Origin of the sequence: Streptomyces sp. NPDC001292 (assembly GCF_042896465.1) — a bacterium.
Taxonomy (GTDB): Bacteria; Actinomycetota; Actinomycetes; order Streptomycetales; family Streptomycetaceae; genus Streptomyces.
The window spans coordinates 89,800-109,205 of sequence record NZ_JBIAXG010000019.1; the positions used below are offsets into that span (position 1 = coordinate 89,800).

15 protein-coding genes and 1 pseudogene are annotated in these 19,406 nt (G+C 74.9%); 8 read left to right on the forward strand and 8 right to left on the reverse strand.

What is annotated here, in order from left to right; all coding sequences use genetic code 11:
- Positions 1–476: 476 nt before the first annotated feature.
- The 4 genes and pseudogenes from ACFY4A_RS21135 (at position 477) to ACFY4A_RS21150 (ending at position 6,815) form a co-directional block, all read left to right on the forward strand.
- Positions 477–1,307, forward strand: coding sequence for an alpha/beta fold hydrolase (locus ACFY4A_RS21135; protein WP_390830911.1), 831 nt, complete (start codon positions 477–479; stop codon positions 1,305–1,307).
- A gap of 118 nt (positions 1,308–1,425) precedes the next feature.
- Positions 1,426–2,397 (forward strand): annotated as a pseudogene (locus tag ACFY4A_RS21140) (SWIM zinc finger family protein); the annotation flags it as partial.
- The gene (locus ACFY4A_RS21145) at positions 2,394–5,048 is read left to right on the forward strand and encodes a DUF6493 family protein (RefSeq protein ID WP_390830912.1); all 2,655 of its coding nucleotides are present in this window, start codon (positions 2,394–2,396) and stop codon (positions 5,046–5,048) included. The pseudogene ACFY4A_RS21140 and the gene ACFY4A_RS21145, both read left to right, overlap by 4 nt.
- A gap of 324 nt (positions 5,049–5,372) precedes the next feature.
- A complete protein-coding gene (locus ACFY4A_RS21150; RefSeq protein WP_390830913.1) occupies positions 5,373–6,815 on the forward strand; it encodes a GNAT family N-acetyltransferase in 1,443 nt (480 codons plus the stop codon).
- Between the two features lie 61 nt (positions 6,816–6,876).
- On the opposite strand, the gene ACFY4A_RS21155 is transcribed toward ACFY4A_RS21150, so the two are convergent.
- Positions 6,877–8,094 (reverse strand): trans-sulfuration enzyme family protein, encoded by a 1,218-nt coding sequence (locus tag ACFY4A_RS21155; RefSeq protein WP_390830914.1) that lies wholly within the window; start codon positions 8,092–8,094, stop codon positions 6,877–6,879.
- Positions 8,095–8,153: 59 nt separating this feature from the next.
- Between ACFY4A_RS21155 and ACFY4A_RS21160 the strand changes: the two genes are divergently transcribed.
- Both ACFY4A_RS21160 and ACFY4A_RS21165 read left to right on the forward strand, forming a co-directional pair.
- Entirely contained in the window at positions 8,154–8,660 is a 507-nt protein-coding gene (locus tag ACFY4A_RS21160; protein ID WP_141363100.1) for an Lrp/AsnC family transcriptional regulator, read from the forward strand.
- 64 nt (positions 8,661–8,724) lie between these two features.
- Entirely contained in the window at positions 8,725–10,416 is a 1,692-nt protein-coding gene (locus ACFY4A_RS21165; RefSeq protein ID WP_390830915.1) for a DUF885 domain-containing protein, read from the forward strand.
- 112 nt (positions 10,417–10,528) lie between these two features.
- On the opposite strand, the gene ACFY4A_RS21170 is transcribed toward ACFY4A_RS21165, so the two are convergent.
- The 5 genes from ACFY4A_RS21170 to ACFY4A_RS21190 form a co-directional block, all read right to left on the reverse strand.
- Positions 10,529–13,522, reverse strand: coding sequence for an AAA family ATPase (locus ACFY4A_RS21170; protein ID WP_390830916.1), 2,994 nt, complete (start codon positions 13,520–13,522; stop codon positions 10,529–10,531).
- Positions 13,519–14,682: an exonuclease SbcCD subunit D gene (locus ACFY4A_RS21175; RefSeq protein WP_390830917.1), complete on the reverse strand. Its 1,164-nt coding sequence runs from the start codon at positions 14,680–14,682 to the stop codon at positions 13,519–13,521. The genes ACFY4A_RS21170 and ACFY4A_RS21175 overlap by 4 nt, the downstream gene beginning before the upstream one ends.
- 106 nt (positions 14,683–14,788) lie before the next feature.
- On the reverse strand, positions 14,789–15,415 hold the full coding sequence (locus ACFY4A_RS21180; RefSeq protein WP_390830918.1) for a YigZ family protein: 627 nt from the start codon (positions 15,413–15,415) through the stop codon (positions 14,789–14,791).
- An 89-nt stretch (positions 15,416–15,504) separates the two neighbouring features.
- On the reverse strand, positions 15,505–16,053 hold the full coding sequence (locus ACFY4A_RS21185) for a SixA phosphatase family protein (RefSeq protein WP_390830919.1): 549 nt from the start codon (positions 16,051–16,053) through the stop codon (positions 15,505–15,507).
- A complete protein-coding gene (locus ACFY4A_RS21190) occupies positions 16,050–16,784 on the reverse strand; it encodes a hypothetical protein (RefSeq protein WP_390830920.1) in 735 nt (244 codons plus the stop codon). The genes ACFY4A_RS21185 and ACFY4A_RS21190 overlap by 4 nt, the downstream gene beginning before the upstream one ends.
- Positions 16,785–16,928: 144 nt before the next feature.
- Here ACFY4A_RS21190 and ACFY4A_RS21195 point away from each other — a divergent pair, with 144 nt between their 5' ends.
- On the forward strand, positions 16,929–17,336 hold the full coding sequence (locus ACFY4A_RS21195; RefSeq protein WP_390830921.1) for a CoA-binding protein: 408 nt from the start codon (positions 16,929–16,931) through the stop codon (positions 17,334–17,336).
- A 31-nt stretch (positions 17,337–17,367) separates the two neighbouring features.
- On the opposite strand, the gene ACFY4A_RS21200 is transcribed toward ACFY4A_RS21195, so the two are convergent.
- Entirely contained in the window at positions 17,368–17,727 is a 360-nt protein-coding gene (locus tag ACFY4A_RS21200) for an ArsR/SmtB family transcription factor (protein WP_390830922.1), read from the reverse strand.
- Between the two features lie 61 nt (positions 17,728–17,788).
- On the opposite strand from ACFY4A_RS21200, the gene ACFY4A_RS21205 reads away from it, so the two are divergent.
- Positions 17,789–18,811, forward strand: coding sequence for a cation diffusion facilitator family transporter (locus ACFY4A_RS21205; protein WP_390830923.1), 1,023 nt, complete (start codon positions 17,789–17,791; stop codon positions 18,809–18,811).
- 15 nt (positions 18,812–18,826) lie between these two features.
- On the opposite strand, the gene ACFY4A_RS21210 is transcribed toward ACFY4A_RS21205, so the two are convergent.
- Positions 18,827–19,381 (reverse strand): YbaK/EbsC family protein, encoded by a 555-nt coding sequence (locus ACFY4A_RS21210; RefSeq protein ID WP_390830924.1) that lies wholly within the window; start codon positions 19,379–19,381, stop codon positions 18,827–18,829.
- Between the last annotated feature and the right edge of the window lie 25 nt (positions 19,382–19,406).

Sequence of the window (19,406 nt, forward strand, 5' to 3'; positions counted from 1 at the left end):
TTTCTTGCCCTGCCGCTGCGGCCGGAAGCGATGTGAGCTGCGTCGAGCGTTGCTCGAGTTCGTGCTCCGCGGCTCGGCGCCCTTCCGGGGTGAGCGCGTGATAAGTGCGGCGGCGGCCTCGGCCGCGTGTGGCTGGCGCCCGGTTGCGCCAGGAGACGTCGTCCGGTCAGCCGGTCCTCGACCCGGCGCAGCACTGCTGAGCGGGTCGGCGTGGCCCGCTGGGAGCGCGCGACAAGCGAAAGCGTGGTTCTCGAACCGAGGTGCCGTTGGTCGTTCGCGTACGGCCGACCCTGGACGAGGGCCCCGTGAACGACAAGTTGATGACAAATCACTTGGACAACGACATCGCTGATCGGAATCCACATGTGGATCTCGGGGCCGGCGCGATCCCTCGGGATCGGGGGCTACCTGTCGGTAGCAATTGCTGACAGACTGTCTACCGTCATTCGTCGGCGAGTCCCCACGAGGAGCCGCCCATGTCCGCCACCGTCTCCTTCGAGGTGCCCTCCGCGCACGGCCCGCGGACCGTGACCCTCTCCTACGCGCGTGTGGGCGGCGGCGAGCCGCTTCTCCTGCTGCACGGCATCGGGCACCACCGCCAGGCCTGGGACCCTGTGGTCCACCTGCTCGCGGCCGAACGCGAGGTGATCACCGTGGACCTGCCGGGCTTCGGGGCCTCCCCCGCGCTGCCCCAAGGGCTCCGGCACGACCTGCCCACGATGAACGTGGTGCTGGGTGCCCTGTGCGAGGCACTGGAGATGGAACGGCCCCATGTGGCGGGCAACTCCCTGGGCGGCCTGCTGGCCCTGGAACTGGGCCGCGAGAAGCTCGTACGGTCCGTCACCGCCCTGGCCCCGGCGGGGTTCTGGACACAGGCCGAGCGGCGTTACGCCTTCGGCGTGCTGCGGACGATGCGCACGCTCGCCCAGCGGATGCCGCTGCCGCTGGTCGAGCGGCTTTCACGGACGGCGGCCGGCCGCGCCGTCCTGACCAGCACCATCTACGCCCGTCCCGCCCGCCGTTCGCCCGAGGCCGTGGTGGCCGAGACGCTCGCCCTGGCACGGGCGGACGGATTCGAGGAGACCCTCCGGGCGGGCGTCGGCGTCCGGTTCACCGACGTCCTGCCGGGCATCCCCGTCACCGTGGCCTGGGGCACCAAGGACCGGCTGCTGGTGCGCCGCCAGGGGGTGCGCGCCAAGCAGATCATCCCCCGAGCCCGCCTCGTGCGCCTGCCCGGCTGCGGGCACGTCCCGATGAACGACGATCCGGCACTGGTCGCGCGCGTCATCCTGGACGGCAGCCGCTGAGCGCCGCCGGTGTCCGGCCGGGCCCAACGCCCCGACCCCAGGGCGACCCTCGAGGACGGGAACGACGACCGCCACCACCACGGGGGCGCAGCACGACCGGCAGCTGCGCCGGTACCGGCGCGCCCCTCCGGAGGAGCTGGCCGTGACGACCCTGGACGGACCCGTGGTGGAGAAGAAGGTGCCGCTGCCGGACCGGTGGCTGCGCGGGTTCGCGGAGGCCCAGGTCATAGCCGCCGGCTTCGATCTGCGGGCCGAGTTGCCGGCGGCCGAGGCCGTACGGTTCCTGCGGTCGCTGCCGCGGAGCGGGCCGCGGGGTGCCGCGGGCGGTCCGCGGTGGGTGGTTCCGGCAGGTCGTGCCCTGCGGCCGACCACCCGGCCCGTGCCGGGCGCGGTCTGCCTGCCCGGGCCTGAGCGGCTTGCCGCGCTCCAGCGGGTGCTGAGGCATGCGGCCGCCCTGCGCGTGTACGGCCCGGCGGTCACGGGCGCCGCCGCCACGGCCAGCGCCTGGGAGGCGGTCCTGCCGGGCATGCGGCTCACGCTGACGCTGTCGCCCGACGCCTCGCGCGGGTTCTCCGGCGAGGGCGGTGTGCTGGACGCGCTCGCCGGCGACGAGGCCGCAGAGGACGCGGAGCTGATCGCGGTGCTGCTGGCCTGGGAGCCGCGCGTCGACGTCGCAGACCTCGCCGCCTCCTCCGGGCTCACCCCGGAGCGGGTCCGCGCGGCGCTGGTCCGGCTCGGCACCTCGGGCCGGGTCGGATACGACACCGCGGAGGCGGCGTACTTCCACCGGGAGCTGCCCTACGACGCGGATCGCGCCGAGCGGCACAACCCGCGCCTGCGGGCCGCCCGTGCGCTCGTCGCGGCGGGAGCGGTCGCCCTCGACGGCACCCTGGCGACAGTGACGGCCGAGGACGGCCACGCGCACCGGGTGCGCGAGGAGAAGGGCGTGCTCAGTTGCAGTTGCCGGTGGTGGGCGAAGTACCGGGGTGGGCGCGGGCCGTGCAGGCACGCGCTGGCGGTGCGGATGGCGCGGCGGGGCGCCGCCGTGGTGGAGCAGGACGTGGCACGAGTCGACGGGGGTGCGCGATGACATCGCTGACGGAGGCGGTGCGGGCCGGGCGGACGGCCGAGGTGATCGGTCTGCTGGACGCCATGACCAACGACGAACGCCGGGCGTACTTCCCGGAGTTGAAGGCGCTGCGCAAGGAACTCAGAGCGGCGCGCTGGAACGAGGCGTCCCGCCGTGCGTATCCGGCGCTGTACGTGGCCGGGGTCGCGTGCCAGACCGGCGCGGCCGGCGTGGCGAGCTGGATCGCGGCCGCCGACATGCGCTGGCCGGGGGTCTCCCCCGCGGTGCTGCTCCGCGTCCTCGCCGACCGGGAGACCGGCTGGCTCGCCGATCTGGCGAACCGGCTCGCCCAGCGGCCCGCCACCGCGCGGGTGCCCTACGAGCTGATGTCCGCCCTGGTGCGCCTGGCTGGCTGCCCGGTGCCGACGACCGACGCCTATGTGCGGGGCTGGGTGCAGCAGGTCGGCGGCGACTGGAGGCGCGGCAACACCCTGCTGGAGCGGCTGCGCACGGACCCGCACCTCGTACCGCTCGTGACCGCGCTCTTCGAGGTGAACGACATCGGCGGCCTGCTGGAATGGGCGGCCGACGAAGGCGCCGCCGGCTGGCACGGCGCCCTCGCACGGCTCACCGCGGAGGGCCCGCTCGACCGGAGGGCCACGGTCGACGCCTGCGTGGCCCGCCTGCTGCGGGGCGGCACGAACGCCGACCACCGGGCGTTCCTGCGTGTTCTGACGTCCCTGGCGCTCACGCGTGAGGAACAGCGGGAGCGGGTGGCCGACTGGGTGGCGCTGGCCTCGGACGCCGTGTCTCCGGTGGCTTCGCACGCCCAGTCGGTGCTGGGCGCGCTGGCCGTGGACGGTCAACTGACGCATCGCCATCTGACCCAGGTGTCCGGTGCGGTGCTGTTCCGGCCGGAGCGCAAGCTGGTGCGGGCGCAGCTCGTGCTGCTGGGCAAGGTGCTCGCCCGGGACGCCGCGGCGGCGGACGAGTTGCTGCCCGCCGTCGCGCAGACCTTCGGGCACGAGGACGCCGGTGTGCAGGAGCGGGCGCTCAAGCTCACCCAGCGGCACGTGAAGAAGGTCCGCTCCGCCGAGGTGCGCGCCGAACTCGCCCTGGCGGCGGAGCAGTTGATTCCCTCCTTGCGGGCCCAGGCGGTCGGGTCGCTGGGCGCGGCACCGGCGGAGGCGGCCCCGGCGTACGAGGAGGTGTTCCCGCCGGTTCCCGAGCCGGCGCGTCTCGCACCCGCGGCGGCCTCGGTCGTCGAGCTCGCCGAGGAGGTGGGGGCCGCACTGGCGTCCGACACCGACGTGACCGGTTTTGAACGCGCCCTGGACGGGCTGGTGCGCCACGCCCACCGTGACCGGGATGCCCTCCTCCAGGCGCTGGAACCGGTGATCTCCCGCCAATGGTGGGACGGCGCCGACCGGTTCCACGGCCTACGGCTCGAGCATCAATTCGGCGACGCCCGAGGCGGCTTCGACGCGTCCGCGGGGCTGGACCTGGTGCTCATCACGCTGCGGGGAAAGCTGAGCACCGCCACGCTGCACGCCGCGATCCGGCCCGGGGCGCCGGACCGGACCTGCGTGCACGGCGCGCTCTCCCGGGCCTTCGACGCCCGCCTGTGGGAGGTGGCGTACCGGATCCGCACGGATCCGCTGCCGTTCCTGCTCTCGACGCCCACCTGGAGCACGGGCCTGCTGGAGCCGGACGAGCTGGTGGAGCGACTCGACGCGTACCGGCGTATGGGGGCGCGCGCGTCGGCGGCCGACTTCACGCAGGCGCTGCTGCGGGTGCGGCGCGGGGACCGTCCGGCGGCAGCGGCCGCCGCGGAGCGGGCGGCGGCCCTGGGCACGGCGGAAGGAAGGCGACTCGCCCGCCGGCTGACCGCCGGCGCTCCCGTGCTGCCGGCGATCCGGCGCCGCACCTCGGGTTCGCAGATACTGGCGGAGTCCGGTGAACTTCCCGAGCTGTATGAGGACTTCCCGGACGCCTTCCGCGCACTGGGCAGGCCGAGCGCCTTCGCGAAAAGCCGGTACTGCACCCACTGGAGCGGCTCCCCGCGGCCCCACTGGCTGGCCGTACTGCCCGAACTGCGCGAACTGGTGGCCGTGCGGATCCTGCCGGACCTGTCCGCCGTGGCCGTGGACGACAGCCGGGGCGCGGCCTCCGTCCTTCCGCTGCTCGCCGAGTCCGGTGGTGAGGCGGGCGAGGCGACGCACCTGTGCGTGGCCTACGGACTGGGGGCCCGGCACCAGGAGGACCGGCTGGCCGCCGTGGACGCGCTGCTCGTCCTGGCCGCGCGCGGACAGCTGGACGTCTCCCGCCTCGGCACCGACCTCGGGCAGCTGGTGCGGCAGGGTGCGGTGAAGCCGCTGCGGCTGGCGGAGTCACTGCGCACGGCCGCGGCCACGGGGGCATACGCCACCGTGTGGGGTCTGCTCGGCCACGCACTGCCACCGCTGCTCTGCGACCTCGCCGCCGACGAACCGGCCGGTGCGGTCCGGGGGCTCGGTGATCTGCTGGCCGTGGCGGCCGAGTGTGCCGAGCGGTCGGGTGCGCGGGGCGACCTGCAGCACCTGGCGCAGGCGGCGGACCGGCGCGGCTCGTCACGCCTGGTCGCGGAGGCCCGCCGGCTGCGCGGCACGCTGGCCCCGGAGGTGGCCGCCTAATGGGAGGTGCGGTGCCGGGGAATGCTCGGTTCCGTAGCCGCCAGAAGGTGAGCACTTTGGCCGCCGGAAGTACTGACTTCTCGGGTCAGGCCGTGCCCCCGCTGGTGGCCGGGAGGCCAGACCGCTGATGGGGTGGCGTGCCCGCCCGCGGGGCGTGAGCACTGGATCGACCCGGCGCCCGCCCGGCACCCCTCTGGAAACAACCGCACAGAACAACCGCGGGAAAGAACCACGAGAAACGACTACGAAAGGTGCGAATATCGCTTTACTCATCGGTCACAGCGCGTTCGCGATCACGCAACACCGTTCCGCCACAGTGGTCGTATGACTCGAGAAGTGTCGAACACGCCGTGGGCGAAGCGCGGTCGCCGGGCGCATCACTGGCGGCGGGACCTGGTCGAACTTGCCGCGCTCTTCACGGCCGTCGCCGTGGCCGACGGGGTGGCGAACCTGATCGGTCACAGCCCCGACGGCCCGGCCCTGCTGGTGATCTCGGCGTTCGCCCTGGTGGCCACGGCGGTCTTCCACACCTGGTGGGCACGGCGCCACGGCCACGCACCGCCCGCGGACGATACCGGCGCCCGGCCGCTCGCCGCCCGGCAGGCCGGGCCGACCGCCGCCGGCCCCGCGGCGGACGAAGCGGCGCCGGGCGACAGCGCGCTGTGGCGGATGCGGACGACCGTGCGGGACGCGCCCGGTTCGCTGGCCGCGCTCTGCGCGGCGCTGGCCGCCCAGCAGGTGGACATCCTGAGCCTGCAGACGCATCCGCTGGCCGAGGGCACGGTGGACGAGTTCCTGCTGCGCGCTCCCGGCGGGCTCGAGGCGTCCGGCATCACCCGGGCGGTCGCACTGGCCGGCGGCGCCGACACGTGGATCGAACGGGCCGACGCGCACGACCTGGTGGACGCGCCGACACGGGTCCTGGGCCTGGCCGCGCGCACGGCGCTCGACGCGGCGGAACTCCCGCTGGCGCTCCGGCAGTTGCTGGGACGATGCACCATCCGTTCACTGCCGGACCGGGCGGCAGCGGCCGGGGACTCGACGGAAGTGCCGACCGAAGGGATGCTCGAGGACACGGTGATGCGGCTGCGGGCACCGGAGAGCGGGACGATCACTGTGGAGCGGCCGTACCTGCCCTTCACGCCCACCGAGTTCGCGCGGGCACGCGCCCTGGTGGAGCTGGACACCCGGCTCGGACCGCGCATTCCGCGCGGCCAGGACGTGCTGACCCTGCCCGAGGGCGACGCGATCACCGTGCGCAGGGCCGACGCCGCCGACCTCGCGGCGGCCAGGGCGATGCACGCGCGCTGCTCGGCACGCACCCTCGGCCTGCGCTACCACGGGCAGGCCGGCGACGCCGACCGCTACCTCGACCACCTGCTGAGCCCGCGGTTCGGCCGTACGCTGGCCGCACGGACCGCCTCCGGGCGGATCGTCGGCCTCGGCCATCTGCTGTGGGACGGCGACGAGACGGAGGTCGCGCTGCTCGTCGAGGACGCCTGGCAGCGCCGCGGCATCGGCGGCGAACTGCTGGGCCGGCTGGTGGCGATGGCCGTCGAGGCGGGCTGCGCGAGCGTGTACGCCGTGACGCAGGCGTCCAACACCGGCATGGTCGCCGCCATGCGGGGCCTCGGCCTGCCGCTCGACTTCCAGATCGAGGAGGGCACCCTGGTCATCACGGCCCGGCTGGACGCGACGCCGGTGGCCTCCCGGCTGCCGTACGACGCCGAGCAGGCGCGGTACGAGGGGTCCCACCCGCGGGACTGAGCAGCGGCCCCGGAGGGTGCGCGGCCCGGCACAGTCCGGCCGCGCGCCCTCCGGGCTCCGCTCAGCTCATCGCCTGGTGCAGCCCCTTCACTCGCGGCTGTCCCGGCCGCGCCCCCAGCGCGCGGTCCAGGTCGGCCCACAGGTCCTCGACGTCCTCCAGGCCCACCGACATCCGCAGCAGCCGGTCGCCGACCCCGGCGCCCCGCCGGTCGTCCGCGTCGACGATGCGGTGGCTGATGGACGCCGGGTGCTGGATCAGCGTGTCGACGCTGCCCAGGCTCACGGCAGGCGTGATCAGGCCGACGCCGCCGATGACGGCGTGCGGGTCGCCGTGCACCTCGAAGGCGACCATCGCACCGCCGATGGACGGGTAGTGCACCCGGGCGACGCGCGGGTCGTCCGCGAGGCGGGCGGCCAGTTCCGCCGCGGTGGCGGAGGCGGCCCGAACCCGGACCGGAAGCGTGGACAGCCCGCGCAGCAGCAGATAGCCGGCGAGCGGGTGCAGCACCCCGCCGGTGGCGAACCGCACCTGCCGCAGCCGTCCGGCGAGTTCCTCGTCGCAGGCCACCACACCGGCCATCACGTCACCGTGGCCGCCCAGGTACTTGGTGGCGCTGTGCAGCACCAGGCGCGCGCCCTGCTCCGCCGGGCGCTGCAGCACGGGGGTGGCGAAGGTGTTGTCGACGAGGAGCGGGACGGAGCCGCAGGCGTGGGCGACGGCCCGCAGGTCCACCTCGGTCAGCGTCGGGTTGGCCGGGGACTCGACGATCACCAGACCGGTGTCCGGGCGCAGCGCGTCGGTGATCCCGGCCGGGTCGGTCCAGGTCACCTCGGTGCCGAGCAGCCCGGCGGTGAGCAGGTGGTCGCTGCAGCCGTAGAGCGGGCGCACCGCGACGACGTGCCGCAGGCCCATGGCGGACCGGACGAGGAGCACCGCGCTCAGTGCGGCCATGCCGCTGGCGAACGCCACCGCGGCCTCGGTGCCCTCCAGCCGGGCCAGAGCGGTCTCGAAGCGGGCGACGGTGGGGTTGCCGAGCCGTCCGTAGACCGGGGTGCCGTCGAGTCCGGCGCCGTCGGTGGCGAAGGCGTCGATGCGAGCGGCCTCGGCACGGCTGTCGTAGGAGGGGTAGGTGGTGGACAGATCGATCGGCGGGGCGTGCAGTCCCTGCCGGGCGAGGTCGTCACGGCCGGCGTGCACCGCCTCGGTGGCCAGTGCTCTGGGTGCGGGGCGCACGTCGTCGTACGCGGGCGTGCTCGCGGAGTCCAAGGGCGTGTCCATGACCGAAGGGTGAACAGCGGCCGGGATCACCGGGCCGAGGGCCGTGCTACGTTCGCCACATGGCCGAATCCGTCGTACTGGATCCGGTGGATCTGCATCTGCTGAGGCTGTTGCAGAACGACGCCCGGACCACCTACCGCGACCTCGCCGCGCAGGTCGGGGTCGCGCCGTCGACCTGCCTGGACCGGGTGACCCGGCTGCGCCGCTCGGGGCTCATTCTCGGCCACCGGCTGCGGCTCGACCCCGCCAAGCTGGGCAGGGGTCTTCAGGCGCTGCTGTCGGTGCAGGTCAGGCCGCACCGGCGGGAGCTGGTGGGGCCGTTCGTGGAGCGGATCCGGGCGCTGCCGGAGTCGCTGACCGTGTTCCATCTGACCGGTCCGGACGACTACCTGGTCCATGTCGCGGTCGCGGACATGGCCGATCTCCAGCGCCTGGTCCTGGACGAGTTCACGGCCCGGCGGGAAGTGGCCCGGGTCGAGACCCGGCTGATCTTCCAGCAGTGGGACTGCGGCCCCCTGCTGCCGCCCGGCGCGCAGCCGGGCACGCCCTCGGCGAAATCGGACTGAACACGGCCCGCTGCCAGGGAAAGCGGGCTGACGCGAGCCGCCCCTCCATACGAGGATGGTCGGCATGTCACAGACCAAGAGCCCGCTGCCCCGTCAGGTCGCCGACGCCTACGTCGACGAACTCATCGCCCTCGACCCGATCACCGGTACCTATCTCGGAGTGAAGGAGAGTTCGAGCAGGCTGCCCGACACCTCGCCCGCCGGACAGCAGGCGCTCGCGGACCTCGCGCGGACCACCCTCGCCCGGCTGGAGGAGGCCGAGCGGCGGCCCGGCGCGGACAGTGACATCGAGCGCCGGTGCGCCCGCCTGCTGCGTGAGCGCCTGACCGCGGAACTCGCGGTGCACGAGGCCGACGAAGGCCTGCGCACGGTGAGCAACATCCACAGCCCGGTGCACTCGGTGCGCGAGGTGTTCACGATCACCCCCAGCGCCACCGACGAGGACTGGGCCGCGATCGCCGAGCGTCTGCGGGCCGTGCCGGCCGCGCTGCGCGGCTACCGCGAGTCCCTCGCCCTCGGTCTGGACCGAGGGCTGTACGGCGGCCCGCAGCCGGCGGCGATCTTCATCGAACAGCTCACCGAGTGGTCGGACACCGACGGCAAGGGCCGCGGCTGGTTCGAGGACTTCGCCTCCGAGGGCCCCGAGTCCCTGCGCGCGGAGCTGGACAAGGCCGCCCGCGCGGCGACCGCGGCCGTCGTCGAACTGCGGGACTGGATGCGCGACGTGTACGCGCCGACGATCGGCGACGCCCCGGACACGGTCGGCCGCGAGCGCTACGCCCGCTTCTCGCGCTACTTCAACGGCACGGACCTGGACCTCGACGAGGCGTACGCGTACGGCTGGTCGGAGTTCCACCGCCTGCTCGGCGAGATGAAGCAGGAGGCCGAGAAGGTCCTTCCCGGCGCCGAGAGCCCGTGGGTGGCCCTCGCGCACCTCGACGAGCACGGCACGCACATCGAGGGCGTCGACGAGGTCCGCCAGTGGTTGCAGGACCTGATGGACGAGGCGATCGAGGCGCTCGACGGCACCCACTTCGAACTTGCCGAGCGGGTGCGGAAGGTGGAGTCGTGCATCGCGCCGCCCGGAGGCGCCGCGGCCCCCTACTACACGCCGCCGTCCGCCGACTTCTCCCGGCCGGGGCGGACCTGGCTGCCGACCATGGGGCAGACCCGCTTCCCGGTCTACGACCTGGTCTCGACCTGGTACCACGAGGGCGTCCCCGGCCACCATCTGCAGCTCGCCCAGTGGGTGCACGTGGCCGACGACCTCTCGCGCTACCAGGCCACCGTCGGCGGGGTCAGCGCCAACGCCGAGGGCTGGGCGCTGTACGCGGAGCGTCTGATGGACGAACTCGGCTTCCTCACCGACCCGGAGCGGCGGCTCGGCTATCTGGACGCGCAGATGATGCGCGCGGTCCGCGTCATCATCGACATCGGCATGCACCTGGAGCTGGAGATTCCGGCGGACTCGCCGTTCCACCCGGGTGAGCGCTGGACGCCGGAGCTGGCACGGGAGTTCTTCGGCGCGCACAGCAGCCGTCCGAGGGACTTCGTGGCGAGCGAGCTGATCCGCTATCTGTCGATGCCCGGCCAGGCGATCGGCTACAAGCTGGGCGAGCGGGCCTGGCTGCTGGGCCGGGAGAAGGCCAGGCAGCGCCACGGTGCCGCGTTCGACGCGAAGGCCTGGCACATGGCGGCCCTGTCGCAGGGTTCGCTGGGCCTGGACGACCTGGTGGACGAGCTCTCGCAGCTGTGAGCCACCGGGGGCGGCCGGTCTCCGGCCGCCCCCGCCGATCCGGTGTCTCCCCCCCCGCCGGTCGCGCGTGCGAGCGCCGCCCCGGCGGCCCCGAACCGCCGCTCCGGCCCGCTCAGCCCGCCCCGCGCAGCCGTACGGCAGACCCCGATCTGCCCTTGACGACCTCGAGTTGGGCGTGGACGCGCCGCCGCAGGTCGGCGACGTGGCTGACGATCCCCACGCTGCGGTCGCGTTCGCGCAGGGAGTCGAGCACGTCGAGGACCTCGTCCAGGGTCTGGTCGTCGAGGCTGCCGAAGCCCTCGTCGATGAAGAGCGTGTCCAGGCGCACCCCTCCGGCCTCGTCCGTGACGACGTCCGCGAGACCGAGGGCGAGGGCGAGCGAGGCGAAGAACGTCTCGCCGCCCGACAGGGTCGCCGTGTCCCGTTCGCGGCCGGTCCAGGCGTCGACGACGTGCAGTCCGAGACCGCTGCGGCCGCGCCCGGCCCGGTCGTCGGAGTGGACGAGGGTGTAGCGGCCGGACGACATGCGTCGCAGGCGCACGGTCGCGGCGGCGGCCACCTGTTCCAGGCGGGCCGCGAGGACGTAGGACTCCAGGCGCATCCTGCGCTCGTTGTCGGCCGAGGTGCCCGCGGCGAGGGCGGCGAGGCGGGCCACACGGTCGTACTCCTCGCGCAGCGGCGCCAGCCGGCGTATGCCGGTCGCCGCGTGCGCGGAGAGCCGGTCGAGCTCGGCGCAGCGGCGGTCGGCGGCGTCCCGCGCGGAGGCGGCCTCCCGCAGCCGCCGGTCCGCGGCTGCCTCGGCGGCCTCCGCGGCGGTGAGGTCGGCGGACGGCTGCCGGGCCGCGTCCGCGGTGTCGGCCTCGGCGAGGACCGCGCGCACGGCGGCCTCCTCCGTGTGCCAGGCGTCCAGGCGCCGTTGCAGCTCGCGGTGGGCGGCGTCGTCGAGGAGGGCGGCGGACGCGGCCTCGGGAGTGTCGAAGCCCGCCCGGAAAGCGGCCTCGGCGAGCCGTCCGTCGGCGTCCTTGAGCCGCTCGGCGCTGTCCTCGGCGGCGCGTGCGGCGTCGGCGGCCTCGGTGAGCAGCGCCGCCCGCCGCTCCAGTTGGGCGGCGCGTGCGGCGACGGTCTCGGCGGCTCCCCTGGCTTGGGCCAACTCGGCCTCCAGGGCGGCCTTCTCGCGGTCCAGGCTCTCCCGCAGGGCCAGCCGGGACGTCGCCCGGAGTTCGGCCTGCCGGCGGTCGGTCAGCCGCCGCTCGCGCTCCTGCTCGGCGCGGAGCAGCTCCTGCTGATCCGCGTGCAGGGCGGAGGCGTCCCGGCGGGCCCGGGCCAGCTCGGCCTCCAGTTCCCCGGCCTCCTCGGCGAGTCGCGCCGTGGTGGTGTCGCCCGCCTCGGCGGTGGCGGCGGCCAGTTCCTCGCGTACGGCGCCGAGGCGGCGCTCGTCCCGCGCGCGCTGTTCCTCGGCGGCCTGGTGATCGCCGAGCGCGCGCTCCTCCGCCTCGCGGTCGACGTGCCCGGCGACCTTGCGCGCGGGTGCGGGGTGTTCGGTGGCGCCGCAGACGGCGCAGGGCTCTCCGTCGGTGAGACTCACGGCCAGTTCGGCAGCGATGCCGTTCAGGCGCTGCTCCTTCAGGTCCAGCCAGTGCTCCTTGGCGCGTGCGGCGGCTTCGGCGGAGGCGAGAGCCCGCCGCCGCGCCTCTTCGGTGCGCGCGGCCAGTCCGTCGCGCACCCGCGCGGCGGCGAGCCGCTGTCGCGCGGGTTCCAGCCGCAGGGCGAGCCGCTCGGCCCGGGCGGCGGCCTCCTGGGCGGCGTCGATGCGTGTCTGCAGCGCCGACCGGGCCGTCTCCCATCCGGCGAGCCAGGCCTCGGCCTCCTGCAGCACGTCGTCGTCGGCGCGCTCCTGCCGGTCCGCCGCGGCGCGCTCGGCGACGACGTCGGCCAGGCGCCGCTCGGCGCGGCGGGCCGACTCCAGTCCGCCCAGCTCCTCGGCGGCGCGGCGCGCGGCCGCGGCCAGTCCGGCGGCGCCGGCGTCGGCGAACTCCGCCGGGAGCACCGCACGCGCGCGTCCCTCGGCGGCGGCCGCACGGCGGTGCTCGGCGTCGGCGGCCTCGCGCAGCTCCAGCGCCGGTGCCACCGTCTCGGCCTTGCGCCCCCGCTCCATCCGGGCCTGCGCCTCCCGGTGGGCGCCGGCCCGCTCTGCCAGGCGCTCGGCGCGCTCCCGCGCCTCGGCGTACCGCCGTTGCAACCGGGCCACTTCGCGTACCCGGTGCAGTGCCGCCGCGGCGGCGGCGTGGGCGGACTCGGCGGCCGTGAGCCGGCAGCGGGCGACGGTCAGTTGCTCGCGCCCGGTGGAGCGGGCGACGGCGGCCGCGGTCAGGACGGCCTGTGCCAGACCGGGCTCGCCCGGCGCGAGTTCCGGCAGCTCCATGGCGTCGCCCGCCGCCTGCTGCATGCGGTGCGCGTCGGCCAGCAGCGCGGCGTCGCCCTCGCGCACCCTGGCCTCGGTGGCGCGCCTGCGCTCGGCCAGACGCTTCTCCACCTCGGCGAAACGGTACGTGTCGAACAGCCGGCCGAGCAGCTTGCCCCGGGCCTCGGCGTCGGCGCGCAGAAACCGTGCGAAGTCGCCCTGCGGCAGCAGCACGACCTGGCAGAACTGCTCGCGGCTCATCCCGAGCAATTGTGTGATCTCCTCGCCTGTCTCCTGGTGGGAGCGGCTGAGGTCCTTCCAGGCACCGGTCGTCGCGTCGTACTCGCGCAGCAGGCTCTGGGCCTTGTCGAGCGTCGTGCCCGTGCCGCGCTTCTTGGGGCGCTCCCAGGGCGGCAGGCGGGTGACCTCCAGCCGGCGTCCGGCGACGGTGAAATCAAGGGTGACCTGGGTGCGGGTGCCCGCGGCGGCGTGGTCGCTGCGCAGGGTCGTGCCCTGCCCGCTCTGCCGGGCGCCGGGGACCGCGCCGTACAGCGCGTAGCACACGGCGTCCAGCACGGAGGTCTTGCCGGCGCCGGTGGGTCCGTGCAGCAGGAACAGCCCGGCGGCCGACAGCGCGTCGAAGTCGACCGTCTGCGAGCCGCCGAAGGGGCCGAAGGCGGTGATGTCGAGCCGGTGCAGCCTCACCGCGCCACCTCCCGTACCGCCTCGTCCGCGCGCACCGCGTCGAACGTCTCGCGCAGCACGGTCCGTTCGTGCTCGTCGGGTGCGGTGCCGCGCACGTGGGCCACGAAGTCCTCCGCGATCTGCTGGTCGCTGCGGCCGGCCAGCCGGCGGGCGTAGGACACGCCCGGTTCGCCGGGGGCGCGTTCGGGCTCGAAGACGAGACTGAGGGTGTGCGGGAAGCGCTCGGTGAGGCGGGCCATGGGTTCGGCGGGTCGGACCGGGTCGGTGAGCGTCGCCTCGACCCACGCCTCACGGTGGCGGGCGAGGTCCGGATCGGCGAGCAGGTCCTCCAGCGTGCCCCGGAGCCGGGCCAGCGCGCGCGGGACCGGGCAGTCGATCCGCTCGGCGCCGGCGAAGCCGTCGGCGTCCAGGTCGACGAGCCACATGCTCTTGCGGTGGGCGGCCTCGGAGAAGGAGTACGGCAGCGGGGAGCCGGAGTAGCGCACACGCTCGGTGATGGCCTGGCAGCCGTGCAGATGACCGAGCGCGGCGTAGTCCACGCCGGCGAAGACGCCCGCGGGGACGGCGGCGACCCCGCCGACTGTGATGTCCCGTTCGCTGTCGCTGGGCTCACCGCCGGTGACGAAGGCGTGCGCGAGGACGACGGAACGGGTGCCGCGCGCGCGGGTGGCGAGGTCGGCGCGGACCCGGTCCATGGCGGCGGCGAGCACCGCCTCGTGGCCGGCGCTGTCGACCCCGAACTCGTCCTTGACCAGGGCCGGTTCGAGGTAGGGCAGCCCGTAGAAGGCCACCTCGCCGTGCGCGTCCGCGAGGACCACCGGGGTCCCGCACGCCGACGGCTCGGTGCGCAGGTGGATGCCCGCGCGGTCGATCAGCCCCGCGCCGACGCCGAGACGGCGGGCCGAGTCGTGGTTCCCGGAGATCATCACCGTGGGCACGCCGAGGTCGGCGAGCCGGTGCAGGGCGTCGTCGAAGAGCTCGACCGCGGCCAGCGGGGGCACCGCGCGGTCGTACACGTCTCCCGACACGACCACCGCGTCGACATCGCGCTCACGCACGGTCGTGACGAGGTGGCCGATGAACTCGGCCTGGGCGTCGAGCATGTTCACGCGGTGGAACGCCCGGCCCAGATGCCAGTCGGAAGTGTGCAGCAGCCTCATGATCCCCGAAGACTAACGGCCGGGTCTGACATCACGGGCGGTTAATCCCGTATCGGCCGTCATGCAGGGCGCCGGGCAGGCCGATCGGCGCGATACGCCCGATGTGTCACGCATCTCCGTAGGCCTCGCCGCCCAGTTCGAACCCGGCGGTCCCGGCCGTGACGTCCGCGAGCCACCCCCGGAAGGCATCCACGTCGGCGTCCGGCAGGCCGATCTCGATGGTGACGGCCTCGCCGTAGCGCACGTCCCGCACCTCGCGCCCGGTGGCCCTGAGGTCGTTCTGCACCTTGCCGGCCCGCTGGTGGTCCACGGTCACGGTGGCGAGGCGGAACCTGCGGCGGGTGCGGGTCCCGAGCGTGTCCAGGGCCTCGCCGACGGCTCCGCCGTAGGCCCGGATGAGCCCGCCCGCGCCGAGCTTGACGCCGCCGTAGTAACGGGTGACGACGGCGACGACGTACCGCATGTCGCGGCGCAGCAGCATCTGGAGCATGGGGACGCCCGCGGTACCGCCCGGCTCGCCGTCGTCGCTCGCCTTCTGGATCCCGGCGTCGGCGCCGATGACGTACGCCCAGCAGTTGTGCGTGGCGTCGGCGTGCTCCTTGCGGACGGCGGCGACGAAGTCCTGGGCCTCGCGCTCGGTGGCCGCGGGGGCGAGAGCGCACAGGAAGCGCGAGCGGTTGACCTCGGTCTCGTGCACGCCCGCGCGTGCGACTGTGCGGTACTCGTCCTGCATCGGTCCAGCCTATGCGTCGTCCACGCGGGTGCCGCACGAGGGTTCGCTCCGGCTGCCGGAGGAAGGCCGGCCGCTGGGCACGCGCGCCCTTACCGCCGCTTCTTCTTGCCCCTCGGCACGATCAGGTCGGTCAGGAGGGCCGCGCCCGGGGAGAGGGACGGCCAGCCGGGGCCGTACCAGGACAGGACGGCGACGGCGGAGGTCGGGAACTTCGTCCGGAGCCGGTCCAGCGTGTCGTCCAGACCGTCCCCGGCGAGGTCCAGGACCAGTTCCTCCAGGCCCGGGTTGTGGCCGAGCAGCAGCAGCGTCCCGACGTCGGGCGGCGCCTCGCGCACGGCGGCGAGCAGGCCGGGGGCCTCGGCGGCGTACAGCCGGCGGTCGTGGCGCACCGGCGGCGGGGTGCCCCACTGGGCGGAGGCCAGTTCCCAGGTCTGCCGGGCGCGCAGCGCGGTGGAGCACAGCGCGAGGTCCGGAAGGCAGTCGGCCTCGGCGAGCGCGCGGCCCGCTGCGGGCGCGTCCCGGCGGCCGCGGGGCGCGAGCGGGCGGTCGTGGTCGGCGACACCCTCGGGCCAGGCGGACTTGGCGTGCCGCAGGACCACCAGGCGGCGCAGCGGGCCGGCTCCCGCGCGGGCGATCACGGCGTCCGCCCCAGGTCGCGTGTGAGGTCGAGGCCGAGCAGCCGGTCCGCGTAGGCGTACGTCTCGAAGCGCGCGCCGTCCGCCAGGTCCGGATCGGTCCCGACCCACTCCAGGACCCGCAGGACCGCGGGCACGTCCAGGTCGTCCTCCCAGGCGCCGCGCAGCCGTCCGCGCACCTCCTCGGGGACCGGCCGGGAGGGCCGCCGCGCCCACTCGGCGACCGCCGCGCGCCAGCGCGCCAGCGTCCGGCGGGCGTCGCCCAGCGCGGCCTCGTCCAGCCGCACGGGCCGGGTATGACGGCGGGTGAGCAGCGCCAGGCGCCAGGCGGCGGGGTCCTCGTCGCGCGCGGTGACGGCGGGTACGGTCGCGTCGACGGGCGCGACGGCGATGCGGACGCCCCCGGTCGCGGTATCGGCGCCCTCGACGGCCACATGGACGGCCTGCGCCTCGCCCGGGCCGGCGCCGAGGCCGCGGCCGTCCTCGAAGGGCCGGATGCCGAGGGCGGCGGCCGTCGCCCGCAGCTCATCCGCCTGTTCCCGGCCGCCGGACAGCAGCGACCACACGGGCGTGCCGCTCAGTTCGAGGGCGCGCACGAGGATGTCGGCGACCAGCAGCACGCGCAGGCCCGAGGCGTCGCGGCCCGACGCGTGCGCCTCGACACGGGTCAGCCCGCGGCGGGCGGGGGCGGCGTCCACGGGCTCGCCGGTTCGGGCGTCGATGATGCGCAGCACGGCCCGAGCGTAGGCCTCCGGGCGGCCACGCGCAGGCCGGCGGCGCGCTCCGGACAAGGCGGCGGGTCTCACGCCGTCCGGGAATCGCCGGGCGGCGCCCGTCGTTGCCCGGACGGCAACCCTTCCCGAGACGAGGAGACCCAGGTGTACGGCGACGCTGCGACCATCCGGAAGATCCTGACCGAACACGGTGACACCTGGGCGGTCGTGGGCCTGTCGTCGAACCGCGGCCGGGCCGCGTACGGCGTCGCCGAGGTGCTGCGGCGCTTCGGCAAGCGCGTCGTGCCGGTCCACCCGAAGGCGGAGACGGTGGACGGCGAGCAGGGGTACCCCTCCCTCGCGGACATCCCGTTCGACGTGGACGTGGTCGACGTGTTCGTCAACAGCGATCTCGCCGGCCAGGTCGCCGACGAGGCGGTCGCCAAGGGCGCGAAGGCCGTCTGGTTCCAGCTCGGGGTGGTCGACGAGGCCGCCTTCGAGCGCACCCGTGCGGCGGGCCTCGACATGGTCATGGACCGCTGCCCGGCCATCGAGATCCCCCGTCTGGGCTGACCTTTCCCGCCTCTACCCGGAAACCGGCCCCTCAGTCGTGGAGGGGCCGGTCGCCGAGCCGGTGGTCGGCCACGTTCAGCGCCTCGCCGACCAGCCGGCGCAGATGGCCGTCGCGCAGGGAGTAGACGACCCGGCGGCCCACCTTGCGCGTGTTCACCAGCCCGGCCAGCCGCAGCCGGGCCAGGTGCTGGCTGACCGCCGGACGGGCCGCCCCGCACGCCTCGGTGAGCGTGGTGACATCGGCCTCGCCGGACGTCAGCGTGTGCAGCAGGGCGAGCCGGGTGCGGTCGCCGAGCAGGGCGAGGAGTTCGGCGGCGAGCGCCAACTGCTCCTCGCCCGGAGTGCGCGGGTGCGCATCGTGCGCAGATGACAGGTGCATGCGTGCGCTCATACGCACATAATGGCGTCGTGGGCGCCGCGCGTCCACCTCCGCGCACCGGAAGGAGAACGACGTGAGCGACCGGCATCACCACGGACCCGAGCAGGGGCGCTCCCCGCGCCACCGCCTCGCGCACCTCCTCGCCCCCCACTCCCACGGCTCCGCCGACCGGCTGGACCGCGCGCTGGAGTCCTCCGCCCGCGGCATGCGGGCGCTGTGGGTCTCGCTGGCCGTGCTCGGCGCCACGGCGCTCGCGCAGGCGGTGGTGGTGGTCGCGTCCGGTTCGGTCGCGCTGCTCGGCGACACGGTGCACAACACGGCGGACGCCCTGACGGCCGTACCACTGGGAATCGCCTTCGTGCTGGGCCGCCGCGCGGCGACCCGGCGCTTCACCTACGGCTACGGACGCGCCGAGGACCTGGCGGGCCTGGTGATCGTGGTGACGATCACCGCGTCCGCCGCCTTCTCCGCCTGGACGGCCTTCCAGCGGCTTCTCGATCCGCGCCCCGTCGAGCACCTGCCCGCGGTCGCCCTGGCGGCCCTGGTCGGGTTCGCGGGCAACGAGTGGGTGGCCCGCCACCGGATCCGAGTGGGCCGCGCCATCGGCTCGGCCGCGCTGGTCGCCGACGGGCTGCACGCGCGCACGGACGGTTTCACTTCGCTGGCCGTCCTGCTGGGCGCCGCCGGCTCGGCCCTGGGACTGCGGGCCGCCGACCCGCTCGTGGGGCTGGCGATCACGGCGGCCATCGCGCTGGTGCTGCGCGACGCGGCCCGCGAGGTGTTCCGGCGGATGATGGACGCCGTCGACCCGGCCCTGGTGGACCGCGCCGAACGGGCGCTGCGCGAGGTGCCGGGCGTGCGGGCGGTCGGCGAACTCCGGCTGCGCTGGATCGGCCACCGGCTGCGCGCGGAGGTCGCGGTGGTCGTGGACGGCGAGACGACGGTGCGCCAGGCCCACGCCACCGCCGTCGAGGCCGAGCACGCCCTGCTCCACGCCGTACCCGGCCTCACCGCGGCCCTGGTCCACGCCGACCCGGCCCCGGCCCCCGGTGAGGCCGACCCCCACCTGCGCCTCGCGCACCACGCCCCGCTCTGAGCGCCGCGCACGGGATCAGACGCCGAGCCCGTCCAGCACCACCGCGCCCGGCAGTTGCGCGAACGCCTTGCCCGGCACCAGGAGCTTGCCGCGGCGGCGGCCGCTGCCGACCAGGACGTAGGGCAGGTCGACGACGCGGGAGTCGATCAGGAGGGGCCAGCCGTCGGGCAGTCCGATGGGGGTGATGCCGCCGTACTCCATGCCGGTCTCCCCGGTCGCCACCTCCATGGACGCGAAGGAGGCCTTGCGTGCGTCGAGTTGGCGGCGTACGACGCCGTTGACGTCGACGCGGGTGGTGGACAGGACCAGGCAGGCGGCCAGCCGGGTCTCGCCGCCGCGCCGGCCCGCCACGACCACGCAGTTCGCGGAGGTCTCGAGCAGGTCCTGGCCGTAGTGCTCGACGAAGACGGCGGTGTCGGCCCACTGCGGGTCGGTCTCGACGTAGACGATCTGGTCGGCCGGGACACCGCCGTGCCAGTGGCGTACGGCGTCGGCGACCGGGCGGGTCAGCTCGTCGAGACAGTCGGGGGCGGGGGTGGCCTGGTCGAAATTGCCGATGGGTGCGCGCATGACCGCACGCTAACAGCCGCGCCGG

What these genes read in the sequence shown, in the direction of transcription:
- ACFY4A_RS21135 (WP_390830911.1), top strand. Translation starts at nt 477, where the DNA reads ATGTCCGCCACCGTCTCCTTCGAGGTGCCCTCCGCGCACGGCCCGCGG.
- ACFY4A_RS21145 (WP_390830912.1), top strand. Translation starts at nt 2,394, where the DNA reads ATGACATCGCTGACGGAGGCGGTGCGGGCCGGGCGGACGGCCGAGGTG.
- ACFY4A_RS21150 (WP_390830913.1), top strand. Translation starts at nt 5,373, where the DNA reads ATGACTCGAGAAGTGTCGAACACGCCGTGGGCGAAGCGCGGTCGCCGG.
- ACFY4A_RS21155 (WP_390830914.1), bottom strand. Translation starts at nt 8,094, where the DNA reads ATGGACACGCCCTTGGACTCCGCGAGCACGCCCGCGTACGACGACGTG.
- ACFY4A_RS21160 (WP_141363100.1), top strand. Translation starts at nt 8,154, where the DNA reads ATGGCCGAATCCGTCGTACTGGATCCGGTGGATCTGCATCTGCTGAGG.
- ACFY4A_RS21165 (WP_390830915.1), top strand. Translation starts at nt 8,725, where the DNA reads ATGTCACAGACCAAGAGCCCGCTGCCCCGTCAGGTCGCCGACGCCTAC.
- ACFY4A_RS21175 (WP_390830917.1), bottom strand. Translation starts at nt 14,682, where the DNA reads ATGAGGCTGCTGCACACTTCCGACTGGCATCTGGGCCGGGCGTTCCAC.
- ACFY4A_RS21180 (WP_390830918.1), bottom strand. Translation starts at nt 15,415, where the DNA reads ATGCAGGACGAGTACCGCACAGTCGCACGCGCGGGCGTGCACGAGACC.
- ACFY4A_RS21200 (WP_390830922.1), bottom strand. Translation starts at nt 17,727, where the DNA reads ATGAGCGCACGCATGCACCTGTCATCTGCGCACGATGCGCACCCGCGC.
- ACFY4A_RS21210 (WP_390830924.1), bottom strand. Translation starts at nt 19,381, where the DNA reads ATGCGCGCACCCATCGGCAATTTCGACCAGGCCACCCCCGCCCCCGAC.